Below are 20,113 nucleotides of genomic sequence, written 5' to 3'. Positions count from 1 at the left end.
ATCTGTTCCGCCCACTTTACAGGAGTGGGCGAAGCCCGCGGGCCCTAGGCGCCAAGGGTTCGCGAGCATCGCACGCGCCTATAGGTAAGAAATCTTCCTTGCAGGCAATCCTGGTGGGTGGCTCAGCGGCTACCCAGCGGGATGATCAAAGGCGTATGCGCCACGGGGTCCTCGATGATCATGCAGGGCAGGTCATAGACCCGCTGGATCAGCTCGACCGTGACGATGTCCCGGGGGCGGCCGCTGGCGACGATCTGGCCGTCGCGCATGGCGATCAAATGCGTGGCGTAGCGGCAAGCCTGGTTCAGGTCATGCAGCACCACCGCCAGGGTGTGGCCGTGGTCCTGATTCAGGTGCTGGAGCAGCTCCAGCAGCTCGATCTGGTGGGTGATGTCCAGCCAGGTAGTAGGTTCGTCCATCAGCACCAGCGGCGTTTGCTGCGCCAGCACCATGGCGATCCATACCCGCTGGCGCTGGCCGCCGGAGAGGGTGTCCACCGGTTCAGCCCATAGGCCGTCCACGCCGGTGGCCTGCATGGCTTTGTGCACCGCCTGTTCGTCTTCTGCCCGCCAGCGGCTGAGCAAGCCCTGGTGCGGATAGCGGCCACGGGCAACCAGGTCCTTCACGGTAATGTCGCCCGGGGCACTGGCGCTTTGCGGTAGCAGGCTCAGCCGCCGCGCCACTTCCTTGGTCGGGTACTGCCCGATAGCCTGGCCATCCAGCCACACTTGCCCGCTGGCCGGTTTCAGCAGGCGGCTGAGGCTGCGCAGCAGAGTGGACTTGCCGCAGGCGTTGGGACCGATGATCACGGTGAACTCGCCTTCGGGGATGTTAACCGACAGGTCCTTGGCTACCACCTTGCCGTCATAGGCGAGGGTCAGTTCGGTGGCCGAGAGCTGGCTGGAAGGAGGGTTCATTTGCGGGCCTCGCGGATTAGCAGGGCGATCAGGTACAGGCCGCCAACACTGACGGTGATCAGGCCGACGGGTACTTGGTAAGGGCTGAGCAGGTGTTGGGCGGCGAAGTCGGCGCACAGCAGCAAAAACGCGCCGGCCAGGGCGGCCATGGGCAGGCCCAGGGCTTGGCTACCGCTCAGGCGTCGGGCGATCTGCGGCGCGGCCAGGGCCACGAAGGCGATCGGCCCGGCCACCGCGGTTGCCGCCGCAGTCAACGCCACCCCGGTGAGCATCAGCCACAGGCGCGAACGCTCCACCGGCACGCCCAGCGCGCAAGCGGTGTCGTCGCCCATCTCCAGCAAGCGCATGCGCCGGCTCAGCAGCAAGGCCGCCGCCAGCGCCAGCCCTACGATCAGCAGCGCTGGCTGCGCCTTGGCCCAGGTCACGCCATTGAGCGAGCCGGCGTTCCACAGCCCGGCGGATACCGCGGTATCCAATGGCGTATTGGTCACCAGCCAGTTGTTCACCGCCAGCAGGAATGCACGTACGCCCAGGCCGATCACGATCAACCGTAGCGCGCTCAGGCCGCCGTTCCAGGCCAGGCGATACACCAGCCCGGCAGTGACCACGCCGCCGACCAACGCCGCGCCGGTGCTGGCCAGAATGCTGCCATCGAAGATCACTACCAGCACCAGAACACCGGTATAGGCGCCCAGGTTGAAGCCAAGGATGTCCGGGCTGCCCAGGGGATTGCGCAACAAAGACTGGAAAATCGCCCCGCTGACGCCCAGCGCCGCGCCCAGCGCCAGCGCCGACACGATTCGCGGCAACCGCCACTCCAGCAGGATCATCCGCGCTCCGCCCGGGCCTTGCCCCAGCAAGGCGTCGAACAGTTGGCCCAGGCTCAAGGGCACCGTGCCCTTGCCTAGGGAATAAACGCTCAGCCAGAGGCAGGCCAAGCCTAGCCCCAACGCACACCACAACACCCGTTGCCGCCCCAGTCTCATAGCGCCACCAACCGCGTACGCCTGGCCAGCAGCACCAGCACGGGTGCACCGAGCACCGCGGTCATGATCGATACCCGCAGCTCGGTACTGGTCAACACACGGCCCAGGGTATCGGCGAGCAACAATAGCAATGGGGTGATCAGCAGGGCGGCGGGTAGCAGCCGCGCATGGCTGGGCCCTGCAACGCGCCGCGCCATATGCGGCACCATCAGGCCAACGAAGGCGACTGGCCCCACCAGCGCGGTGGTCGCCCCGCACAGCACAGTGATGCAGCCCAGCCCTAGCAGTTGCGTGCGCAGCACGCCAGTGCCCAGCGCTGCTGCCAGATCGTCGCCCAGGCCAAGGCTATCCAGCGCCCGGGCCAGGCCCAGGCTGAGCAGCACGGCTGCAACGATTGGCGGCGCAGCCCAGCGCAGCAGTGACAGCTCACGGATGTCCAGCGAGCCGGCCTGCCAGAACCGCACTTGATCGTGTACCAGCGGGTTGAGCAGGGCGATCCCCAAAGCAATGCCCTCCAGCGCCGCGCCAAGGGCCACGCCGATCAGCAACAGCCGCACCGGGCTGAAGCGGCGCCCACTGGCCATGCCGGTGAAGGTGACCAGCAACGCGGCGGCCAGGGCGCCGGCGCAGGCGAAGGCCAGGTAGGCGAAAGGGGTGTGAGCGGAGAAGAACGCGATACCTACCACGATGGCAAAGCTGGCCCCGGCATTGACGCCCAGGATGCCTGGGTCAGCCAGGGGATTGCGGGTGAGGGTTTGCATCAACACGCCGGCGGTGCCAAGGGCGATGCCTGCCACCAGCCCGGCGAGCGTGCGTGGCAAGCGAGCATCGGTCACCAGGGTGCACACCGGCGTGGCGCACTGCCCGCTCAGCGCCTGCACCACATCGGTCAGTGGTACATAGCTGGCGCCGGCTTGCAGGCTAAGGGCGATCGCGATCAGCAGCGCAACGCTCAGGCCGGCAAGGGAAAAGACGAAACGCATGAAATGGCGATGCTCGGCTGGGTACGAGTGTAACTTCGTTAATACGAAGCATTATCTTCTGAGAAAATTTGCCAAATGCTAACATGGCCGGCGACCCCCAAGGTAGAACCCATTCCCCACCCGTGGTGCCCATGAGCAAACCTTCACTGTTTATCGACCTCAGCCTGCTGAAAACCCACGCCGCGTTCCGGGCGGTATTCATCGCTCGGTTGCTGTCCATCGTGTCCCTCGGGTTGTTGGGCATCGCCGTGGCCGTTCAGGTGCAGGTGCTGACCGGCTCACCCGCGCAGGTGGGGCTGTCGGTCACCTTGACTGGCGCCGGTATGTTCATTGGCCTGGTCTTCGGTGGGGTGATGGCCGACCGTCACGAGCGGCGGAGGTTGATCCTGCTGGCGCGGTCGAGCTGCGGCCTAGGCTTCCTCGGCTTGGCGCTGAATGCTGCGCTGCCTAGCCCGTCGTTGCTGGCGATCTACCTGCTCGGCTGTTGGGACGGGTTCTTCGGTGCCATTGGCGTAACCGCGCTGCTGGCGGCGACACCGGCCCTGGTAGGGCGCGAGAACATGGTGCGCGCCGCCGCCATCAGCATGCTTACGGTACGCCTGGGCACCATCCTGTCGCCCGTGGTTGGCGGGCTGTTGATCGCCAAGGGCGGCGTGCTCTGGAACTACCTGGCGGCGGCCCTGGGCACCTTGTTCACCGTGCTGCTGTTGCTGCGCCTGCCACCGTTGCCGGCGCCCGCGGCGCAAAAGGAGCATCCGCTGCGGGCGCTCGCCAACGGGTTCGCGTTCCTGGCCGCCAACCGCATAGTGGGCGCCGTGGCCCTGATCGGCGCCTTGGTGACCATGGCCAGCGCGGTGCGGGTGCTGTATCCGGCGCTGGCGCCACACTGGCAAGCAGACGCTACCCAGTTGGGGCTGATGTACGCCGCCACGCCTCTTGGCGCTGCGCTGGGTGCGATCACCAGCGGCCGGGTGGGTGGCCATGCCCGGCCGGGGCAACTGATGCTGCTCACGGCGATAGCAGCCTTCGCCTGTATTGCCCTGTTCGGGGTGATGCCGGCCTACAGCCTCGCATTGCTTTGCCTGGCGGCGTTCGGTTACCTGAGCTCGGTCAACTCGCTGCTGCAATACGCGGTCATCCAGGCGCAAACCCCGGACGCGATGCTGGGGCGGGTAAATGGCCTGTGGACGGCGCAGAACGTGTGTGGCGATGCCATCGGCGCCGCGCTTCTGGGAACGTTGGGCTCGTTGCTGATGCCGGCACCGGCAGCCGCCGCGTTCGGGTTGGCGGCGGCGCTGGCTGGGGTAATGATCGCAGCGAGCATGACGGGGCTGCGCCGGCTGCGCTTCGAACCGGCGGCGTAAGGCCGGGCTTGCCGTCAACCATGTTGCAGGGGCAAGCGCAGCCTCTGCTCCGGGGCGGTCAGTGGGCCGCGAACTGGGCTTCCAGGCGGTCGAGCAGGTGCCCGGCGCTGTAGTAGTCCAGGCGGAAGGTATCTGCGCCCAAGGCATAGACCCGCTGCTCACGAACCGCCGGCAGGTGCGCCAGCAGGGCATTGGCCTTGACCGCTTCCGCGTCGGCGGTTTCGCCGGCGAACAGCAGCCAGGTTTGCCCGGTAAGGCCGGCCGCCAGGTGTTCACCACCTAGCTGGAGGATGTCTTTGCGCTTGCCCATGCTGGCCAGCGCAGGCAAATCCGCCGGGGGCTGAGCCAGGGTGAAGCCTAGCGACTGCAACAGCCGACCTTGGGCCGAAGCGGCCGTCCACAGGTTGGCCTGGCGGGCGGGGGCGTTGTAGACGAAGGCGGACACCGGCTGCGCTGGCAACTGCAAGCGGCCCTTCAGGGCAGTCACCCGCGCGGCAACGTCTTCGATGCGCTGGGCCGCTTGTGCCTCATGACCAGTGGCGCGGCCCAGTTGCTGGACGACCTCTTCCCAGCTGTGATCGTCGTAGTTGATCACCAGGGTAGGGGCGATCGAGGAGAACTGCTCGTACAGCGCCAGTGCCGAATCGGCCCCCGAGGCGCTGACCACGATCAGGTCTGGTGCCTGGGCGGCAACGGCTTCGGCATTCGCTTCGCCGATGTACAAACGCTTGACCTGGCGCTGCGCGGCGACCTCGCCCCATTGGCGAAAATAGCCCTGGCCGTCGGCGAAGCGGTTATTCGGGGCGGTAGCGCCGCTGGCAATCACCGGTGCGTCGATAGCCAGCAGCGAGCCGGTAAGGGTCACGCTGGTGGAAACGATCCGCTGCGGCGGGTGTTCCAGCCGCAGCGGGCCGTTGAAGTTATCGACCTGCCGCGGCCAGCTTTCTTCGGCTTGAGCGGCCAGGGCGAGGCTGGCGAGGGCGGCGAATGCCAAGCCCAGGGCGGTGCGGCACAGGCAGCGAGCGGTACGGGCGGTCATATTGGCTCCAGATACGCGAAAGTCTCTCATTTTCATCGCCGCGGGCGCGCAGCGCAACCGGCCGCAAGGGGAACAGGCCCGATGAGGTATAGCGCTTTGTAATCAATGTGTTACGTAGTTGTTTCATGCTCTTCCGAGGGGTGCCAGCATTGACAGTCGGTATTCTCCCTCATACTCTGAAACGGATTGATAACAATTCTCGTTAAGCTTTTGGTGACATTTTATGACCAAACTAACGTCGGACACCCCTTTTGCGAACGCTGACGGGGCGGCCGAGCACAGTGAATTTCTGTTCCGCTCAGGCACCCGCTGCCTGCGCGGTCAAGGGATTTTCGCGGCGATCACCACGCCAGCCGCCGGCGGCGACCAGCCAGGCAGCGCACTACACGCCGCGGTCAGCCAGGCTTTTGCAAACGCCCATGCGGCGGGCATCGAGCAGCCGGTGTTGATCGGGGCGATTCCCTTCGACACCACCCAGCCGTCCTGCCTTTATGTACCGCGCCGGCATCGCTGGATCGACGGCGAACCCGCCCGCAGCGAAGCTGATAATGGCGGGGCAGCGCCAGTCGTTATCAGCCAGCGCAGTGTGCCGGACGAGGCGGGCTTCAAGGCTGCGGTCGGCCAGGCCATTGCTAACTTCCGCAGCAGCACCATCCGCAAGGCCGTGCTCTCGCGCATGCTCGAAGTGCAACTGGACCAGCCGGTCAAGGTCGAGCAGGTGTTGGCCCGGCTGGCCGCGCAGAACCCCAATGGCTACCACTTCCGTATTCCCCTGGCCGAGAAGGGCGAATTGATCGGGGTTAGCCCGGAGCTGTTGGTGCGTAAGCGCGGCGGCCGGGTATATAGCAACCCACTGGCGGGGTCGGCCAAGCGCCGGGCGAACCCCGAGGAAGATCGGCACACGGCCGATGCCCTGCTCGATTCAGAGAAAGACCACTACGAGCACCGCCTGGTGGTCGAGGAGATCCGTCGGGTGTTGGCCCCTGAGTGCAGCAGCCTGGCGATCCCCGAGCAGCCCTCGCTGTTGAGCACCGCGGCCATGTGGCACCTGTCCACCGCTATCGAAGGCGAACTGGCCGACCCGCGCCGCTCCTCGTTGCAGCTGGCTTGCCAGTTGCACCCGACCCCGGCGGTGTGCGGCGCGCCCACCGACCTTGCTCGCAAGCTGATCAACCTGGTCGAGCCCTTCGAGCGCGGGCTGTTCACCGGCATGGTGGGCTGGTGTGACGCCGCCGGCAACGGTGAGTGGGTGGTGACCATCCGCTGCGGCACGGTGGTAGAAAACACCCTGCGGCTGTTCGCCGGCGCGGGCATCGTCGAGGCGTCGGAGCCGGCCGCCGAATGGGCCGAAACCCAAGCCAAGTTGGGCACCATGCTGGCCGCCTGCGGGTTGAACGCGGAGGATCAGCGATGAGCATTGCCTTCACCCCCTGGCCCGCCGAACTCGCCGCCCGCTACCGCGCCAAGGGTTATTGGCGGGACGAGCCGATGACCCACATCCTGCAGCAGCAGGTGCAGGCTCGTCCGGATGCGCCAGCGATCATCTGCGGGGAGCGCACGTTCACCTACGCCGAACTCGACAACCGCTCGAGCAACCTGGCCGCCGCGCTGCATCGTCAGGGCCTACGCACCCATGACACTGCACTGGTGCAATTGCCCAACGTCGCGGAGTTTTTCGTCACCTACTTCGCTTTGCTGAAGCTGGGCGTCGCCCCTGTGAATGCGTTATTCAGCCACCAGCGGCTGGAGCTGCTGGCTTATGCCCGGCAGATCCAGCCGCGGCTGCTGATCGCGTCTGCCCAGCACGGGCTGTTCGCCGACGAACGCTTTATCGGTGAGCTGCGCGAGGTGGCGCCGGGCCTGGGCACGGTGGTGCTCGACAGCGGCACCAGCGGTGCCCTGGCCGGTTGCCTAGACCTTGCCGAATGCCTGGCAGCGCCTGTGGGCGATTTCGTGGCGCAGCCAAGCGCTGCTGACGAGGTGGCCTTCTTCCAGCTGTCGGGAGGCAGCACCGGCACGCCGAAGCTCATTCCCCGCACCCACAATGACTACTACTACAGCGTGCGCCGCAGCGTGGAAATCTGCCACCTGACCCCAGCCACGCGCTTCCTCTGCGCGTTGCCTGCCGGCCATAACTACACCATGAGCTCCCCCGGGGTGCTGGGCGTGTTCGTGGCTGGCGGCTGCGTGGTCATGGCGCGCGACCCAGAGCCGCTGAACTGCTTTGCGCTGATCGAACGCCACCAGGTGGACTGGGTCCCGCTGGTGCCGCCCGCGGTAGCACTGTGGCTCAAGGAAGCGCCGACGCACCTGCATCGGCTGGCTTCGTTGAAGGTGATCCAGGTAGGCGGCGCCAACTTCGCCGAAGCCCTGGCCCGACGCGTTCCCGCCGAGCTGGGCTGCCAGTTGCAACAGGTGTTCGGGATGGCCGAAGGGCTGGTGAACTACACCCGGCTGGACGATGACGCCGAACGCATTTTCACCACCCAGGGCTGCCCCATGAGCCCCGATGACGAAGTGCGGGTGATGGATGCCGACGGCAACCAGGTGCCCCAGGGCCAGCCCGGTATGCTGGCGACCCGCGGGCCCTACACCTTCCAGGGTTACTACCTGAGCCCCGAGCACAACAGCCAGGTGTTCGACGCCGAAGGGTTCTACTACTCGGGTGACCTGGTCGAACAGGATGCCCAGGGTTACCTGCGGGTGGTGGGCCGGGTGAAAGACCAGATCAACCGTGGCGGTGAGAAGATCGCCGCCGCCGAGGTCGAGAACCTGCTGTTGCAGCACCCTGGCATCACCCATGCGGCCGTGGTCGCCATCCCAGACGAACTGATGGGCGAGAAGAGCTGTGCCTGCGTGGTGGTCAGCGATACCGGCCTCAAGCCAGCGGCCTTGCGCAAGTACCTGCGCGCCCAGGGCGTGGCCGAGTTCAAATTGCCGGATCGTTTCCAGTTCCTGGAGCAGATTCCCCTTACGGCCGTCGGCAAGATCGACAAGCAGCGCTTGCGTGATGCGCTGCGGGCCTCTCAATCAGAACAGGTATAAGGTTCGTTTCATGGCTATTCCCAAACTCGCTTCCTACCCCCTGCCAACGCCGGACAGCTTTCCCGCGAACAAGGTGAACTGGGCGCTGGAGCCGTCCCGCGCGGTGCTGTTGATCCACGATATGCAGGCGTACTTCACCGCCTTCTATGGTGACGACAGCCCGTTGGTGAAAGCACTGGTGGAGCGCATCGGCAAGGTGCGCGACTGGTGCCACGCTCAGGGCATTCCCGTGGTTTATACCGCGCAGCCCACCGAGCAAAGCCCCCAGGACCGTGCGCTGCTCAACGACATGTGGGGCCCTGGCCTGACCACCGCGGACCCCGCCTTGCAAGATGTGGTGGCCCCGCTGGCGCCGGCCCGCGAAGACACCGTACTGGTGAAGTGGCGCTACAGCGCGTTCCAGCGTTCGCACCTTGAAGACCTGATGAAAGAGTGGCGCCGCGACCAGTTGCTGATCTGCGGGGTGTATGCCCACATCGGTTGCATGGTGACCGCGACGGACGCCTTCATGCGCGACATTCAGCCGTTTTTCATCGGCGATGCCATGGGCGACTTCTCCGAGGAAGAACACCGTATGGCGCTGCGCTACGTGGCCACCCGCTGCGGCAGCGTGCTCGGTTACCAGGCGGTGATCGGCGCTGTTGCCCCGCGTTTCGACCAAGCCTGGCTGCTGAGCCAGCTCGAACCCTACCTGGACGCCGACGATGACTTGCCCGAAGGGCCCGACAACCTGATGGACTATGGCGTGGATTCGGTGCAGGTGATGACTTTGGTGTCCGCCTGGCAAGGCATGGGGCTAGACGTCAGCTTCGCCGAGCTCGCTGCCCAGCCGACCCTCGACGGCTGGTTGAACATCATCGCCAGCAAGCGCCACGCCGCGGCTTGACTGTTATTTGTCTACGGCCTGGCAGTGCCGCCGGGCCGTCGGGAGCCAATTGCAAATGAATACCCTGGATTTTTCCGGTAAACGCGTGTGGGTCACCGGGGCCGGCCAAGGCATTGGCCTGCACACCGCCATGCGCTTTCAAGCCGCTGGTGCCGAAGTGGTTGGGCTGGACCGGCAGTTCCCCGAGGCTGACTACCCGTTCCGCACGGTAGTGATGGATGTGACCGACCCGCAGCAGGTCGAGCAGGTGTGCCAGCAGTTGCTCAATGAGCGCCGCCGGTTGGATGTACTGGTCAACGGCGCGGGCATTCTGCGCCTGGGCAACAGTGATGAGCTCAGCCTGGAGGATTGGAACGCCTGCATGGCGGTGAACGTGACCGGCCCGTTCCTGCTATTCCGCCAGTTGGTGCCGGTGTTCAAGGCGCAGCGTAGCGGGGCTATCGTCAGTATCGCCTCCAATGCCGCCCATGTGCCGCGCCTGCAGATGGCCGGTTATTGCGCCTCGAAAGCGGCGCTGGTGGCCTTGAACAACTGCGCCGGCCTGGAGCTGGCCGGCCATGGGGTGCGTTGCAACCTGGTGTCACCGGGGTCTACCGACACGCCGATGCTGCGCGCCATGGTGGGTGATGCCAACCGCTTGCAGGGTTTGGTGGCGGGCCTGCCTGAGCAGTACAAGCTGGGCATTCCGCTGGGCAAGATCGCTACGGTGAACGAAATCGCCAACACCGTGCTGTTTCTCGCTTCGGACCTTGCCAGCCACATCACCCTGCAGGACATCGTGGTGGACGGTGGGGCTACCTTGGCGGCGTGAGTCGACAGCGGTGCAGCTCCCGGGCTGCGCCGGCCCCACAGGGCATAGGGAGTAGATATCTGTGGGGCGGGCACTGGCCGGGAGGCGGGCGGCTCCACATTCATCTCCCATGCGGTACACTGCCGCGCCATGAACAGACCCCTCTATACCGTATTGTTTCACCTGGCCTTGCCGCTGATCGCCCTGCGCTTGTGGTGGCGTGCGCGCAAGGCACCGGCCTACGCGCAACGCATTGGCGAGCGGTTCGCCCGGCAACTGCCGCCCATGGCCCCTGGTGGCCTTTGGGTGCATGCGGTGTCGGTCGGCGAAAGCATCGCCGCCGCCCCTTTGGTGCGCGAGCTGCTGGAGCGTTACCCGGACCTGCCGATCACTCTCACCTGCATGACGCCGACCGGCTCGGAGCGCATCCAGGCGTTGTTCGCCGGCAATGCTCGAGTGCAACACTGTTACCTGCCGTACGACCTGCCATGGGCCATGGGGCGCTTCCTCGACCATGTACGCCCGCGGCTGGGCATCATCATGGAAACCGAGCTGTGGCCTAACCTCGTGGACCAATGCGCGCGCCGTGGCATCCCGGTGGCGCTGGCCAATGGCCGTTTGTCCGCCCGCTCCGCGCGGGGCTATGCGCGCTTCTCCGGGCTCACCGCGCCCATGCTCGAGCAGATGAGCCTGCTGGCGGTGCAAACCGAAGCCGAGGCCCAGCGTTTCCGTGACCTGGGCGCGCGGCCGAGCACGATTACCGTCACCGGCTCGATCAAATTCGACCTGAACCCAGACCCCGCCCTGGCAGCGCGCGCCCACAGCCTGCGCGAACACTGGCAGGCTAGCCAGCGCCCCGTATGGATCGCCGCCAGCACCCATCAGGGAGAGGACGAAATCATTCTGGCGGCGCACCGGGAACTGTTGCGCAGCCACAGCGATGCCCTGCTGATACTGGTACCGCGCCATCCCGAGCGCTTCGGGCCGGTGGGCAGTGCGGTCGAGCAGGCGGGCTTCGTCATGGCCAGGCGTTCAACCGACGATGTCAGTGTCGATACCCAGGTTCTGTTGGGCGATACCATGGGCGAGCTGCTGTTCCTCTATGCCCTGGCGGACATCTGCTTCGTGGGGGGCAGCTTGGTGCCCAGCGGCGGCCATAACCTGCTCGAGCCCGCTGCCTTGAGCAAGCCGGTGCTGAGCGGGCCGCACCTGTTCAATTTCCAGGACATCGCCGAGCGCTTGCGCGATGCCAAGGCACTGAGCGTCATCGATGACGCCAGCGGCCTGGCCGATGCCGTGCGCAACCTGATCGAACTGCCCCAGGCCGCCCAGCGCATGGGCGAGGCGGGGCTGGTGGTGATGCGGGCCAACCAGGGTGCCCTGGAGCGTCTGCTGGAAGCGTTGGCCCCATTAAGCGCGCAGGGTTCGCGGGCTTCGCCCGTTCCTACAGGAACGCGCTAACCTCGCGAATCTCCCCTGGCGCCTACCGGTTCGGCTTGAGCAGTGCCTTGGCCTGTTGCTCCAGGTCCGGGGGCAGGAAATCCTTGTCGGGGTTGTAGCTGGGGTTGAGGTATTGCCCCAGGTCTTGCAAGTCCTGCGGGCTGAGGGTGCCGGCAGCTTGCTTGAGGCGCAGGTTGTCGAGGATGTAGTCGTAGCGGCTGTTGTTGTAGTCGCGCACCGAGGCGTACAGCTGGCGCTGGGCGTCGAGTACATCGACGATATTGCGCGTGCCCACTTGATAGCCGATTTCCGTGGCTTCTACCGCGCTCTGATTAGAGATGATCGACTGCTTGCGCGCCTGTACCAGCTCCACGTCGGTGTTCACTGCCCGGTGCAGGTTGCGGGTGTTTTCCACCACCTGCCGGCGCAGCCCCTCGCGGCGATACTCGCTCTGGCTGAAGCGTTGGTAAGCCTCACGCACCTGCGAGCTGGTAAGGCCGCCGCTGTACAGCGGGATCTCAAGGCGCAGGCCGATGGTTCGCCGCTCCACGTCGCTGCCATACACCAGGCCATCGCGGGAGGAGGGGTTGCTCAGCTCGAAGTTGTCGTTGTCGCCTTTCTCGTATTGAGCGATGGCATCCAGCGTGGGCGCATGCCCGGCCTTGCGTTGGCGCAGGGTCTGCTCGGCGGCATCCACGGCGAAGTTGCTAGCCAGCAGCTGCAGGTTTTGCTGCGACGCGGTATCGACCCAGGCACGAGCATCGTTGGGCAGCGGCGGTAGCACCGGCAGGCTGTGGACCACACCCTGGAGCGCGTTGTACTCCCGGTTGGTCAGCGTGACCAGCGCCTCGAAGGCATCAGCCACCTGGCGCTCGGCAGTGCTGCGGTTGGCCCGGGCGGTGTCGTAGCTGGCTTGGGATTGAAGCGTGTCGGTCTTGTCCGTCAGGCCCACGTTGAAGCGCTCGTTGGATTGATCCAGCTGGCGGCGGAAGGCATTCTCCTCGGCACGCGCCGTCGCCAGCCCATCCTGGGCGCGCAATACGGCGAAGTACCGCTCGGCGGTTTGCAGAATCAGGTTCTGCTCGGTGGCGGAAAGCTCCAGCCCCGCTTGCTCGTCGCTGGCTTGCGCGGCCTTGAGCTGGAACCAGCGGTCGGCGCGGAAGATCGGCTGGCTCAGCGTAGCCCGGTAGGACGTGCCGCTGCGGCTGGCGGTCATCGCGGGCTTGTCCAGCGCCTGGCGGGTGTCATTGACGTCGGCGCCGGCGGAAAGGTTGGGCAACAGCCCCGCTCGGGCCTGCGGCACCGCTTCTTGGCGGGCGGCGAAATCCGCACGCGACGCCGCCAGGTCGGCGTTGTTCTCGACCGCTTGCTGATAAACGCTCATCAGGTCGGTCTGGCTGGTCAGCGGGGCGGGGGCCGCCTGGGCACCGGCGGCCAGCAGGCTGGTTGCAGCAATGGCGACCCATAAAGCGTGGGGCATAGACAATCCCTTGTAATAAATTCTGCCGCTGCAGCTTACCCTGTGTGGCTTGGCGCTGCCTCAAGTGCCAGGCTTCGGACCGCTGGCAGGCAAGTATTATCCAGGGAAGTTGGCGTTACCAGCCGCATGTGGCTAGACTCTGCCCCGTTCTTGTCGGGGTGCCCCAAGCGAGGGGCTGAGATCGGATAATTCCGGATCCCGTTGAACCTGATCAGGTTGATGCCTGCGTAGGGAACAAGATTTCTCGCTTCCCGGCGAGTCCTCTTGTGCTCGGTCCGGGATGTCGTTTGCTAAACGGCCCCGCTCCGGCACAGCTCCGCTGCCATAGGGTTTTTCCGTTTTCAGGTTCGCTCCGACGCCCTTTTTTGCCTGGCTGGAGAACCTGTATGAGCGAACAACAAGGCACCAAGCCCCACCTCAGCGAGTCGGCTCAGGTCGACCAGCAGTCCGTGCAACCCTTCCCTCGGTCGCGCAAGGTCTATGTGTCGGGCTCGCGCCCGGACATCCGCGTGCCCATGCGGGAAATCAGCCTCGACGTCACCCCTACCGACTTCGGCGGCGAGATCAACCCGCCGGTGTTGGTGTATGACACCTCCGGCCCCTACACCGACCCCACCGCGCGGATCGATGTGCGTACGGGGCTCGCTGATGTGCGCTCGGGCTGGATCGACAGCCGTGGCGATACCGAGCGCCTGCCCGGGCTCAGCTCGCACTTCGGCCAGCAACGCCTGGACGACCCGGCCCTGGCCGCGCTGCGCTTCGCTCACCTGCGCAACCCGCGTCGGGCCAAGGCCGGCGCGAACGTCAGCCAGATGCACTATGCCCGCCAGGGGATCGTCACCGCGGAAATGGAATACGTGGCCATCCGCGAGAACATGAAGGTGCAGGAAGCGCGTGCCGCTGGGCTGTTGGCTCACCAGCACCGCGGGCATAGCTTCGGCGCGAGCATTCCTGGGGAAATCACCCCGGAGTTCGTGCGCGAGGAGGTAGCCCGTGGCCGGGCGATCATTCCGGCCAACATCAACCACACCGAGCTGGAGCCCATGATCATTGGGCGTAACTTCCTGGTGAAGATCAACGGCAACATCGGCAACAGTGCCCTGGGTTCGTCCATCGAAGAAGAAGTGGCCAAGCTTACCTGGGGCATCCGCTGGGGCTCGGACACGGTGATGGACCTGTCCACCGGCAAGCATATCCACGAGACCCGTGAGTGGATCATTCGCAATTCCCCCGTGCCGATTGGCACCGTACCGATCTACCAGGCGCTGGAGAAGGTCGGTGGCGTGGCCGAGGACCTGACCTGGGAGCTGTTCCGCGACACCTTGATCGAGCAGGCCGAACAGGGCGTGGACTACTTCACCATCCATGCCGGCGTGCTGCTGCGCTACGTGCCACTGACCGCCAAACGGGTGACCGGCATTGTCAGCCGCGGCGGCTCGATCATGGCCAAGTGGTGCCTGGCGCATCACCAGGAGAACTTCCTTTACACGCACTTCGAAGAGATTTGCGAAATCATGAAGGCCTATGACGTGAGCTTCTCGCTCGGCGACGGCCTGCGCCCTGGTTCTATCGCCGATGCCAACGACGAAGCGCAGTTCGGCGAGCTGGAGACCCTTGGCGAACTGACCAAGATCGCCTGGAAGCACGACGTGCAGTGCATGATCGAAGGCCCGGGCCACGTGCCCATGCAGTTGATCAAGGAGAACATGGACAAGCAGCTCGAATGTTGCGACGAAGCGCCGTTCTATACCCTTGGCCCGCTGACCACCGATATCGCACCCGGCTATGACCACATCACCTCCGGCATCGGCGCGGCGATGATCGGCTGGTTCGGCTGCGCCATGCTCTGTTACGTCACGCCCAAAGAACACCTTGGCCTGCCCAACAAAGATGACGTGAAAACCGGGATCATCACCTACAAGATCGCCGCGCATGCCGCTGACCTCGCAAAGGGCCATCCCGGGGCGCAGATCCGCGACAACGCCTTGTCCAAGGCGCGTTTCGAGTTCCGCTGGCAAGACCAGTTCAACCTTGGCCTGGACCCAGACACCGCCCGAGCCTTCCATGACGAAACCTTGCCGAAAGAGTCTGCCAAGGTTGCGCATTTTTGCTCCATGTGCGGGCCGAAGTTCTGCTCGATGAAAATCACCCAGGAAGTGCGTGAATACGCCGCCAGCCAGATCCCCAGCGTGGACGTCAGCGCGGACGAGGGCATGCGCCAGCAGGCTAAACGGTTCAGGGCCGAGGGTAGCCAGCTGTACCACAAGTTGTAATTGCGGGCCGGCGTGCTGCTACGCGGGGGATGTATTTTCCCGTAGCAGCAGGCCTTGGCCGCGGCGGGCTCTACTACCGAGTCATGCCCGGTCGCCAGCAGCCGCGCTGCTACAACCCTTTACCTAATACTTCATCCTGAGTTCGACGAAATTGACCCAATACTCACCTGACCTTCCCGTCGCCCATGAGCGCCGCGTCCTCGGCGCCCGAGACCTGTTCAGCCTATGGTTCTCCCTGGGCGTGGGCCTGATGGTGCTGCAAACCGGCGCCTTGCTGGCCCCGGGCCTCGGCCTGGCCCACGGCGTGCTAGCGATCGTGCTCGGCACCTTGGTGGGCGTGCTGCTGCTCGCTGGGGCCGCGGTTATCGGCGCCGACACCGGCCTTTCGGCCATGGCTTCGCTCAAAACCAGCCTCGGCCGGCATGGCGCGGCCTTGCCGGCCTTGCTCAACCTGTTGCAGTTGGTGGGCTGGGGTGCGTTCGAGCTGATCGTGATGCGCGACGCCGCCAGCCTCCTGGCCGCCACACGCTGGGGCGAGGGCAGCGCCTGGGCCAGCCCTTTGGCCTGGACAGTCGCCTTCGGCGTGCTGGCGACCCTGCTGGCGGTCAGCGGCCCCCTGACGTTCGTGCGCCGAGTGCTGCGCAAATGGGGGATCTGGCTGTTGCTGGCGGCCTGTGCCTGGCTGACCTGGAATCTGTTTGCCCGGGCCGACCTGGGCGCCCTATGGACGCGTGCCGGGGATGGCTCGCTGGCGTTCGCCGCGGGTTTCGACATCGCGATTGCCATGCCGCTGTCCTGGTTGCCGCTGATTGCCGATTATTCGCGCTTCGGCCGTGCGCCGGGCAAGGTGTTCAGAGGGACCGCCCTGGGCTTTCTGCTAGGTAACGTGTGGCTGATGAGCCTGGGCGTGGCCTACACACTGGCCTTTGCCCCGGGCGGAGAAGCCAACGCCTTGCTAATGGCACTGGCGGGCGCGGGCATGGGCGTTCCGTTGCTGCTGATTCTGCTGGATGAATCGGAAAACGCCTTCGCCGATATTCATTCCGCCGCGGTTTCCGTGGGCTTGCTGGTTCGGTTCAAGGTCGAGCATCTGGCCGGGCTGGTAGGGCTGCTGTGCACGCTGATCGCCGCCTTCGCTCCGCTAGCGCAATACCAGAACTTCCTTCTCTTGATTGGCTCGGTGTTTGCGCCGCTGTTCGGCGTAGTGCTGGTGGACCATTACCTGCTGCGCCAACGCCGGGCGGTGAGCGTCAACCCAGGCTGGCGGGGTAGCGCGCTGGTCGCCTGGCTCACCGGTATCGGGCTGTACCAGGCATTGGCGACCTATTGGCCAGACCTCGGCGCGACCCTGCCGTCACTGGTCGCCGCAGGGCTGCTGCACCTTTCCCTGGCCCGGCTGCTCAACCGCGCCCCGGCCGAAGTTCCGGCCGGATCACGCCGTTGAGCCGGGCGTAAGGAATCTTCAGCTCGATGTGCCCCATGGCGTACGGCGCGATGCTATATACATTGTATTTGAGCACGACTGCATCGGACGCCAGGGCAATATTCTCGGTGCGCTGGAACGGCCAGTTCTTGACGAATTCGGCGTCCTGGTCCAGTTTCGAGGCTATCAGCCAGCCCCGGTGAGCTTCCTGGGCGGCCATCCAGAAGGTGGCCTCCTGGCCTGGCACGACCATGTCGGCCAGGTTCAGCGCCTTGTGCTGCTGGCGTGACCACGTAATGAAACCCCGGCCCGGCATGCCATGGGCGCCGCCGGTGTCCAGATAACTGGACAGTTCCACGATCACCAGCCCGTCATGCTGTTCCCTTACTTTCGCTTGAAGGTACGTGGAGTTGTTCGCTTGGGCCGCGCTCAGGAACTGCTCCTGATAGGCTTGCAAGGTGGGCGCCGGGGCGACGTCCGGGTTGTCCCGGGTCATCTCAAGCAGCCGGTGCTGTACCAAGGTGTCCAGCACCGGCTCATCGGGGAAGTGCACGGTGTCCAGGTTGACCAAGGGGCAGTCGTCGCGGGTGCAACCGGGCTTGATGTGTTCCCAGGCTTCGCGTTCGGTCTTGAGCGGTTTGTCGTAGCCGGGTTGAAAAAGGCTCTGGCAGGCGCCAAGACTCAACGCAATGAGCGCCAGGGCTGAAATTTTCAGACGTGACATGGAATTCCTTGGCGGTGATAACGTCGGGGTTGGACTATAAACGCAGCGACGAGTTCGCCATAGGCTATGGGCGCTCGGAATCGGGCACGCGGGTTGCAGGATATGCAACCCTGATAATGGATTAAGAGGATTCGTATGACAGACGCTAACCATTCGGTGCCGACGAAAGTGGAAATCACCCGGCGCGAAAACTGCTTCACCGGCTTCTACAAGGTCGACAAGCTATTCCTGCGACACGAGCTGTTCGGCGGTGGCCTGGGCAAGGAAATCAGCCGCGAGTTGTTCGTGCGCCACGACGCGGTTTGCGTATTGCCTTACGACCCGCAGCGAGACGAAGTGGTGTTGATCGAGCAGTTTCGCGTGGGTGCCATGAACAAGGTGGCCAACCCTTGGTTGATCGAAATGGTTGCTGGTCTGATCGACAAGGACGAAACGCCCGAAGCGGTTGCGCACCGCGAGGCAGAGGAGGAAGCTGGGCTCGAATTCCAGGCGCTGTGGCCGATAACCAAGTACTTCCCTTCGCCGGGCGGCAGCGATGAATACGTTCATTTGTACCTGGGCCGCTGCAGCAGTGAAGGAGCCGGGGGGCTGCACGGCCTGGAAGACGAGGGCGAGGACATCCGCGTGCGGGTCTGGGCATTCGAGGATGCACTGCAGGCCGTGCGCGATGGCAGGATCATCAACGCGGCCGCGCTGATCGCCATTCAATGGTTGGCACTGAACCGCGAAGAAGTCAGGGGGTTGTGGAAGTGAATCTGTTGCGCGAACGCTACCGGGTCGACCTCGCCGCGCTGCAAGCGGCGTGCGAGGCCAACTACGCACGCCTGATGCGGCTGCTGCCCGGCATGCGTGGCGAACAGCGTTCGCGCCAGATTGGCATGACCCAGGGTGACCAGATGCTCGGTGTGTTGAGCATCGAGGTGATCCAGGCCAGCCCTTACACCACCACCCTGAGCGTCAGCCAGAAGCACAGCCTGCCCTGGCTGCCGGTGCCGCGCATGGAGGTGCAGGTTTACCACGACGCGCGCATGGCCGAGGTGATCGGTGCGCAACACGCGCGGCGCTTCCGTGGCATTTACCCTTACCCCAACGCCGCCATGCACCAGCCCGACGAAAAAGCTCAGCTCAATCTCTTCCTGGGTGAGTGGTTGAGTCATTGCCTGGCCTGTGGGCATGAGTATGAGCATGTAAGGTAGCGCGAGCCGGCGGCGCCTACCTTTTTCCTCCCGACCGCACCATAATCCTCGCTGTATCCGTACCGGGAGACGGCCTTGCCGAACCGCCATAGCACTCGTGAATCGTCGGTCCTGTTATTGCAACTGACCGACAGCCATCTTTTTGCCGAAGCCGACGGCACCTTGCTGGGCATGAACACCGCAGACAGCTTGCGCCAGGTGGTGGAGCGGGTGATGGCCGAGCAGCCCACCGTGGACCTGATGATCGCCACGGGCGACCTGTCCCAGGACGGTACCCTGGCGTCCTATGAGCGGTTCCGCGAGATGACGGCCTGCATCGACGCGCCGCACCATTGGATGGCAGGCAACCACGACGAAGCCGCGGTCATGGCGGAGCACTACGGCGGTAGCGAGCTGATGCGCCAAGTGGTGGATATCGGCAACTGGCGCATCACTATGCTGGACTCTTCCGTGTCCGGGTCGGTGCCCGGCTGGCTCGCTGAAGACCAGCTGCAAACGCTCGAGGCCTCGCTCCAGGGGGCGCCTGATCGCCATCACCTGGTGTGCCTGCACCATCACCCAGTGTCTATCGACTGCAAATGGATGGAGCCGATCGGCTTGCGTAACGCCGAGGCCTTCCTGGCCGTGATAGACCGTTACCCGCAAGTGCGGGCGGTGCTGTGGGGGCATATCCATCAACAATTGGAGCGCGAGCGCAACGGCGTGCGGTTGCTGGCTTCGCCGTCGACCTGCGTGCAGTTCAAGCCACTGAGCGAGGACTTCTCCCTGGATCGCATCGCACCGGGATATCGCTGGCTGCGGTTGAACCCGAACGGGCAGCTGGATACTGGAATTTCCCGCGTGCCCGGTTTCGAATTCGCCGCGGAGTTTGGCGGCAGCGGTTATTGACCAGCGCGCCTGGGATACACTCGCTGACCGATCGAACCGCAGGAGGCCGCATGACCGCTTCTATCTTGTACATCCATGGGCTTAATAGCTCGCCTGATTCGCGCAAGGCCATGCAGCTGGTCAACGCAGCGGCCCAGCTAGGGCTGGCGGGCCAACTGCGGATACCTGCGCTGCACCACCATCCCCGCGAGGCGATGGCCCAATTGGAAGAGGCAATCGTAACCCTGGGTGAACCGCTGCTGGTCGGTAGCTCCCTTGGCGGCTACTATGCGACCCACCTGGCACAGCGGCATGGGCTGCGAGCGGTGCTCATCAACCCGGCGGTCAACCCGCACCGGCTGTTCGACGGCCACCTTGGCGTGCAACGAAACCTCTATACCCAGGAAGAGTGGCAGCTCACCGAGGGCCATGTGCAGGCGCTGGCCGACCTTGAAGTGGCACCGCCACAAGCTGGCGAGCGCATTCAGGTGTGGCTGCAAACGGCGGATGAAACCCTCGACTATCGCCATGCCGAAGCGTTCTACCAGGGCTGCAGGGTTGAAGTACGCCAAGGCGGCGACCACAGCTATCAAGGTTTCGCCGAGCGTATACCCGAGCTGCTGAAACTGGCCGGCGTAGCGCCTGCTCGCTGCGCCCTGATCGACCTCGGCGCCCTGTGACTTTTTATAACGATTGACGA

Annotated in this window: 18 protein-coding genes and 1 riboswitch; of the genes, 12 read left to right on the top strand and 6 right to left on the bottom strand. The window is 64.8% G+C overall.

The features are described from left to right. Positions 1-122 precede the first annotated feature (122 nt). Genes OGL93_RS05010 through OGL93_RS05000 form a run of 3 tightly spaced genes read right to left on the bottom strand, consistent with a single transcriptional unit; the run spans position 123 to position 2,886 of the window. Positions 123-917, bottom strand: a complete 795-nt coding sequence (locus OGL93_RS05010) for an ATP-binding cassette domain-containing protein (RefSeq protein WP_263261278.1) — start codon at positions 915-917, stop codon at positions 123-125. Beyond that, the gene (fepG, locus tag OGL93_RS05005; RefSeq protein WP_263261277.1) at positions 914-1,903 is read right to left on the bottom strand and encodes an iron-enterobactin ABC transporter permease; all 990 of its coding nucleotides are present in this window, start codon (positions 1,901-1,903) and stop codon (positions 914-916) included. The genes OGL93_RS05010 and fepG overlap by 4 nt, the downstream gene beginning before the upstream one ends. Further along, positions 1,900-2,886: an iron chelate uptake ABC transporter family permease subunit gene (locus tag OGL93_RS05000; protein WP_263261276.1), complete on the bottom strand. Its 987-nt coding sequence runs from the start codon at positions 2,884-2,886 to the stop codon at positions 1,900-1,902. Before OGL93_RS05000 ends, fepG begins: the two co-directional genes overlap by 4 nt. 131 nt (positions 2,887-3,017) lie before the next feature. Here OGL93_RS05000 and entS point away from each other — a divergent pair, with 131 nt between their 5' ends. Further along, entirely contained in the window at positions 3,018-4,250 is a 1,233-nt protein-coding gene (entS, locus tag OGL93_RS04995; RefSeq protein ID WP_263261275.1) for an enterobactin transporter EntS, read from the top strand. A 58-nt stretch (positions 4,251-4,308) separates the two neighbouring features. On the opposite strand, the gene fepB is transcribed toward entS, so the two are convergent. Then, entirely contained in the window at positions 4,309-5,289 is a 981-nt protein-coding gene (gene fepB / locus OGL93_RS04990; RefSeq protein ID WP_263261274.1) for a Fe2+-enterobactin ABC transporter substrate-binding protein, read from the bottom strand. 223 nt (positions 5,290-5,512) lie between these two features. On the opposite strand from fepB, the gene OGL93_RS04985 reads away from it, so the two are divergent. The 5 genes from OGL93_RS04985 (at position 5,513) to waaA (ending at position 11,471) form a co-directional block, all read left to right on the top strand. Further along, positions 5,513-6,703, top strand: a complete 1,191-nt coding sequence (locus OGL93_RS04985) for an isochorismate synthase MenF (protein WP_263261273.1) — start codon at positions 5,513-5,515, stop codon at positions 6,701-6,703. After that, positions 6,700-8,334: a (2,3-dihydroxybenzoyl)adenylate synthase gene (locus OGL93_RS04980; RefSeq protein ID WP_263261272.1), complete on the top strand. Its 1,635-nt coding sequence runs from the start codon at positions 6,700-6,702 to the stop codon at positions 8,332-8,334. The genes OGL93_RS04985 and OGL93_RS04980 overlap by 4 nt, the downstream gene beginning before the upstream one ends. A 10-nt stretch (positions 8,335-8,344) precedes the next feature. After that, positions 8,345-9,220, top strand: coding sequence for an isochorismatase family protein (locus OGL93_RS04975; RefSeq protein WP_263261271.1), 876 nt, complete (start codon positions 8,345-8,347; stop codon positions 9,218-9,220). Positions 9,221-9,275: 55 nt separating this feature from the next. Then, on the top strand, positions 9,276-10,031 hold the full coding sequence (dhbA, locus tag OGL93_RS04970; RefSeq protein ID WP_263261270.1) for a 2,3-dihydro-2,3-dihydroxybenzoate dehydrogenase: 756 nt from the start codon (positions 9,276-9,278) through the stop codon (positions 10,029-10,031). A 129-nt stretch (positions 10,032-10,160) separates the two neighbouring features. Then, positions 10,161-11,471 carry a lipid IV(A) 3-deoxy-D-manno-octulosonic acid transferase gene (gene waaA / locus OGL93_RS04965; RefSeq protein WP_263261269.1) on the top strand — a complete coding sequence of 437 codons (1,311 nt, stop codon included), beginning with the start codon at positions 10,161-10,163 and terminating at the stop codon, positions 11,469-11,471. A gap of 22 nt (positions 11,472-11,493) precedes the next feature. Here waaA and OGL93_RS04960 read toward each other — a convergent pair whose 3' ends face one another. After that, positions 11,494-12,930 carry a TolC family outer membrane protein gene (locus tag OGL93_RS04960; protein WP_263261268.1) on the bottom strand — a complete coding sequence of 479 codons (1,437 nt, stop codon included), beginning with the start codon at positions 12,928-12,930 and terminating at the stop codon, positions 11,494-11,496. Between the two features lie 144 nt (positions 12,931-13,074). Beyond that, a riboswitch (TPP riboswitch) is annotated at positions 13,075-13,181 on the top strand. A 135-nt stretch (positions 13,182-13,316) separates the two neighbouring features. Between OGL93_RS04960 and thiC the strand changes: the two genes are divergently transcribed. Next, a complete protein-coding gene (gene thiC / locus OGL93_RS04955) occupies positions 13,317-15,203 on the top strand; it encodes a phosphomethylpyrimidine synthase ThiC (protein ID WP_263261267.1) in 1,887 nt (628 codons plus the stop codon). Positions 15,204-15,339: 136 nt separating this feature from the next. Then, positions 15,340-16,647: a putative hydroxymethylpyrimidine transporter CytX gene (gene cytX, locus OGL93_RS04950; RefSeq protein WP_263261498.1), complete on the top strand. Its 1,308-nt coding sequence runs from the start codon at positions 15,340-15,342 to the stop codon at positions 16,645-16,647. On the opposite strand, the gene OGL93_RS04945 is transcribed toward cytX, so the two are convergent. After that, on the bottom strand, positions 16,604-17,350 hold the full coding sequence (locus OGL93_RS04945; protein ID WP_263261266.1) for an RsiV family protein: 747 nt from the start codon (positions 17,348-17,350) through the stop codon (positions 16,604-16,606). The genes cytX and OGL93_RS04945 overlap by 44 nt on opposite strands. A gap of 135 nt (positions 17,351-17,485) precedes the next feature. Here OGL93_RS04945 and OGL93_RS04940 point away from each other — a divergent pair, with 135 nt between their 5' ends. From OGL93_RS04940 to OGL93_RS04925, 4 genes are all read left to right on the top strand, one after another. Continuing rightward, a complete protein-coding gene (locus tag OGL93_RS04940) occupies positions 17,486-18,103 on the top strand; it encodes an NUDIX domain-containing protein (protein ID WP_263261265.1) in 618 nt (205 codons plus the stop codon). Next, positions 18,094-18,546: a DUF1249 domain-containing protein gene (locus tag OGL93_RS04935; protein WP_263261264.1), complete on the top strand. Its 453-nt coding sequence runs from the start codon at positions 18,094-18,096 to the stop codon at positions 18,544-18,546. Before OGL93_RS04940 ends, OGL93_RS04935 begins: the two co-directional genes overlap by 10 nt. Positions 18,547-18,621: 75 nt before the next feature. Then, a complete protein-coding gene (gene cpdA / locus OGL93_RS04930; RefSeq protein ID WP_263261263.1) occupies positions 18,622-19,434 on the top strand; it encodes a 3',5'-cyclic-AMP phosphodiesterase in 813 nt (270 codons plus the stop codon). Positions 19,435-19,484: 50 nt separating this feature from the next. After that, positions 19,485-20,093: a YqiA/YcfP family alpha/beta fold hydrolase gene (locus OGL93_RS04925; protein ID WP_263261262.1), complete on the top strand. Its 609-nt coding sequence runs from the start codon at positions 19,485-19,487 to the stop codon at positions 20,091-20,093. Positions 20,094-20,113: the final 20 nt, after the last annotated feature.

It is taken from the genome of Pseudomonas sp. RIT-PI-S (assembly GCF_025642975.1).
Classification (GTDB): domain Bacteria; phylum Pseudomonadota; class Gammaproteobacteria; order Pseudomonadales; family Pseudomonadaceae; genus Aquipseudomonas.
This window is presented reverse-complemented; position numbering and strand designations above follow the sequence as displayed.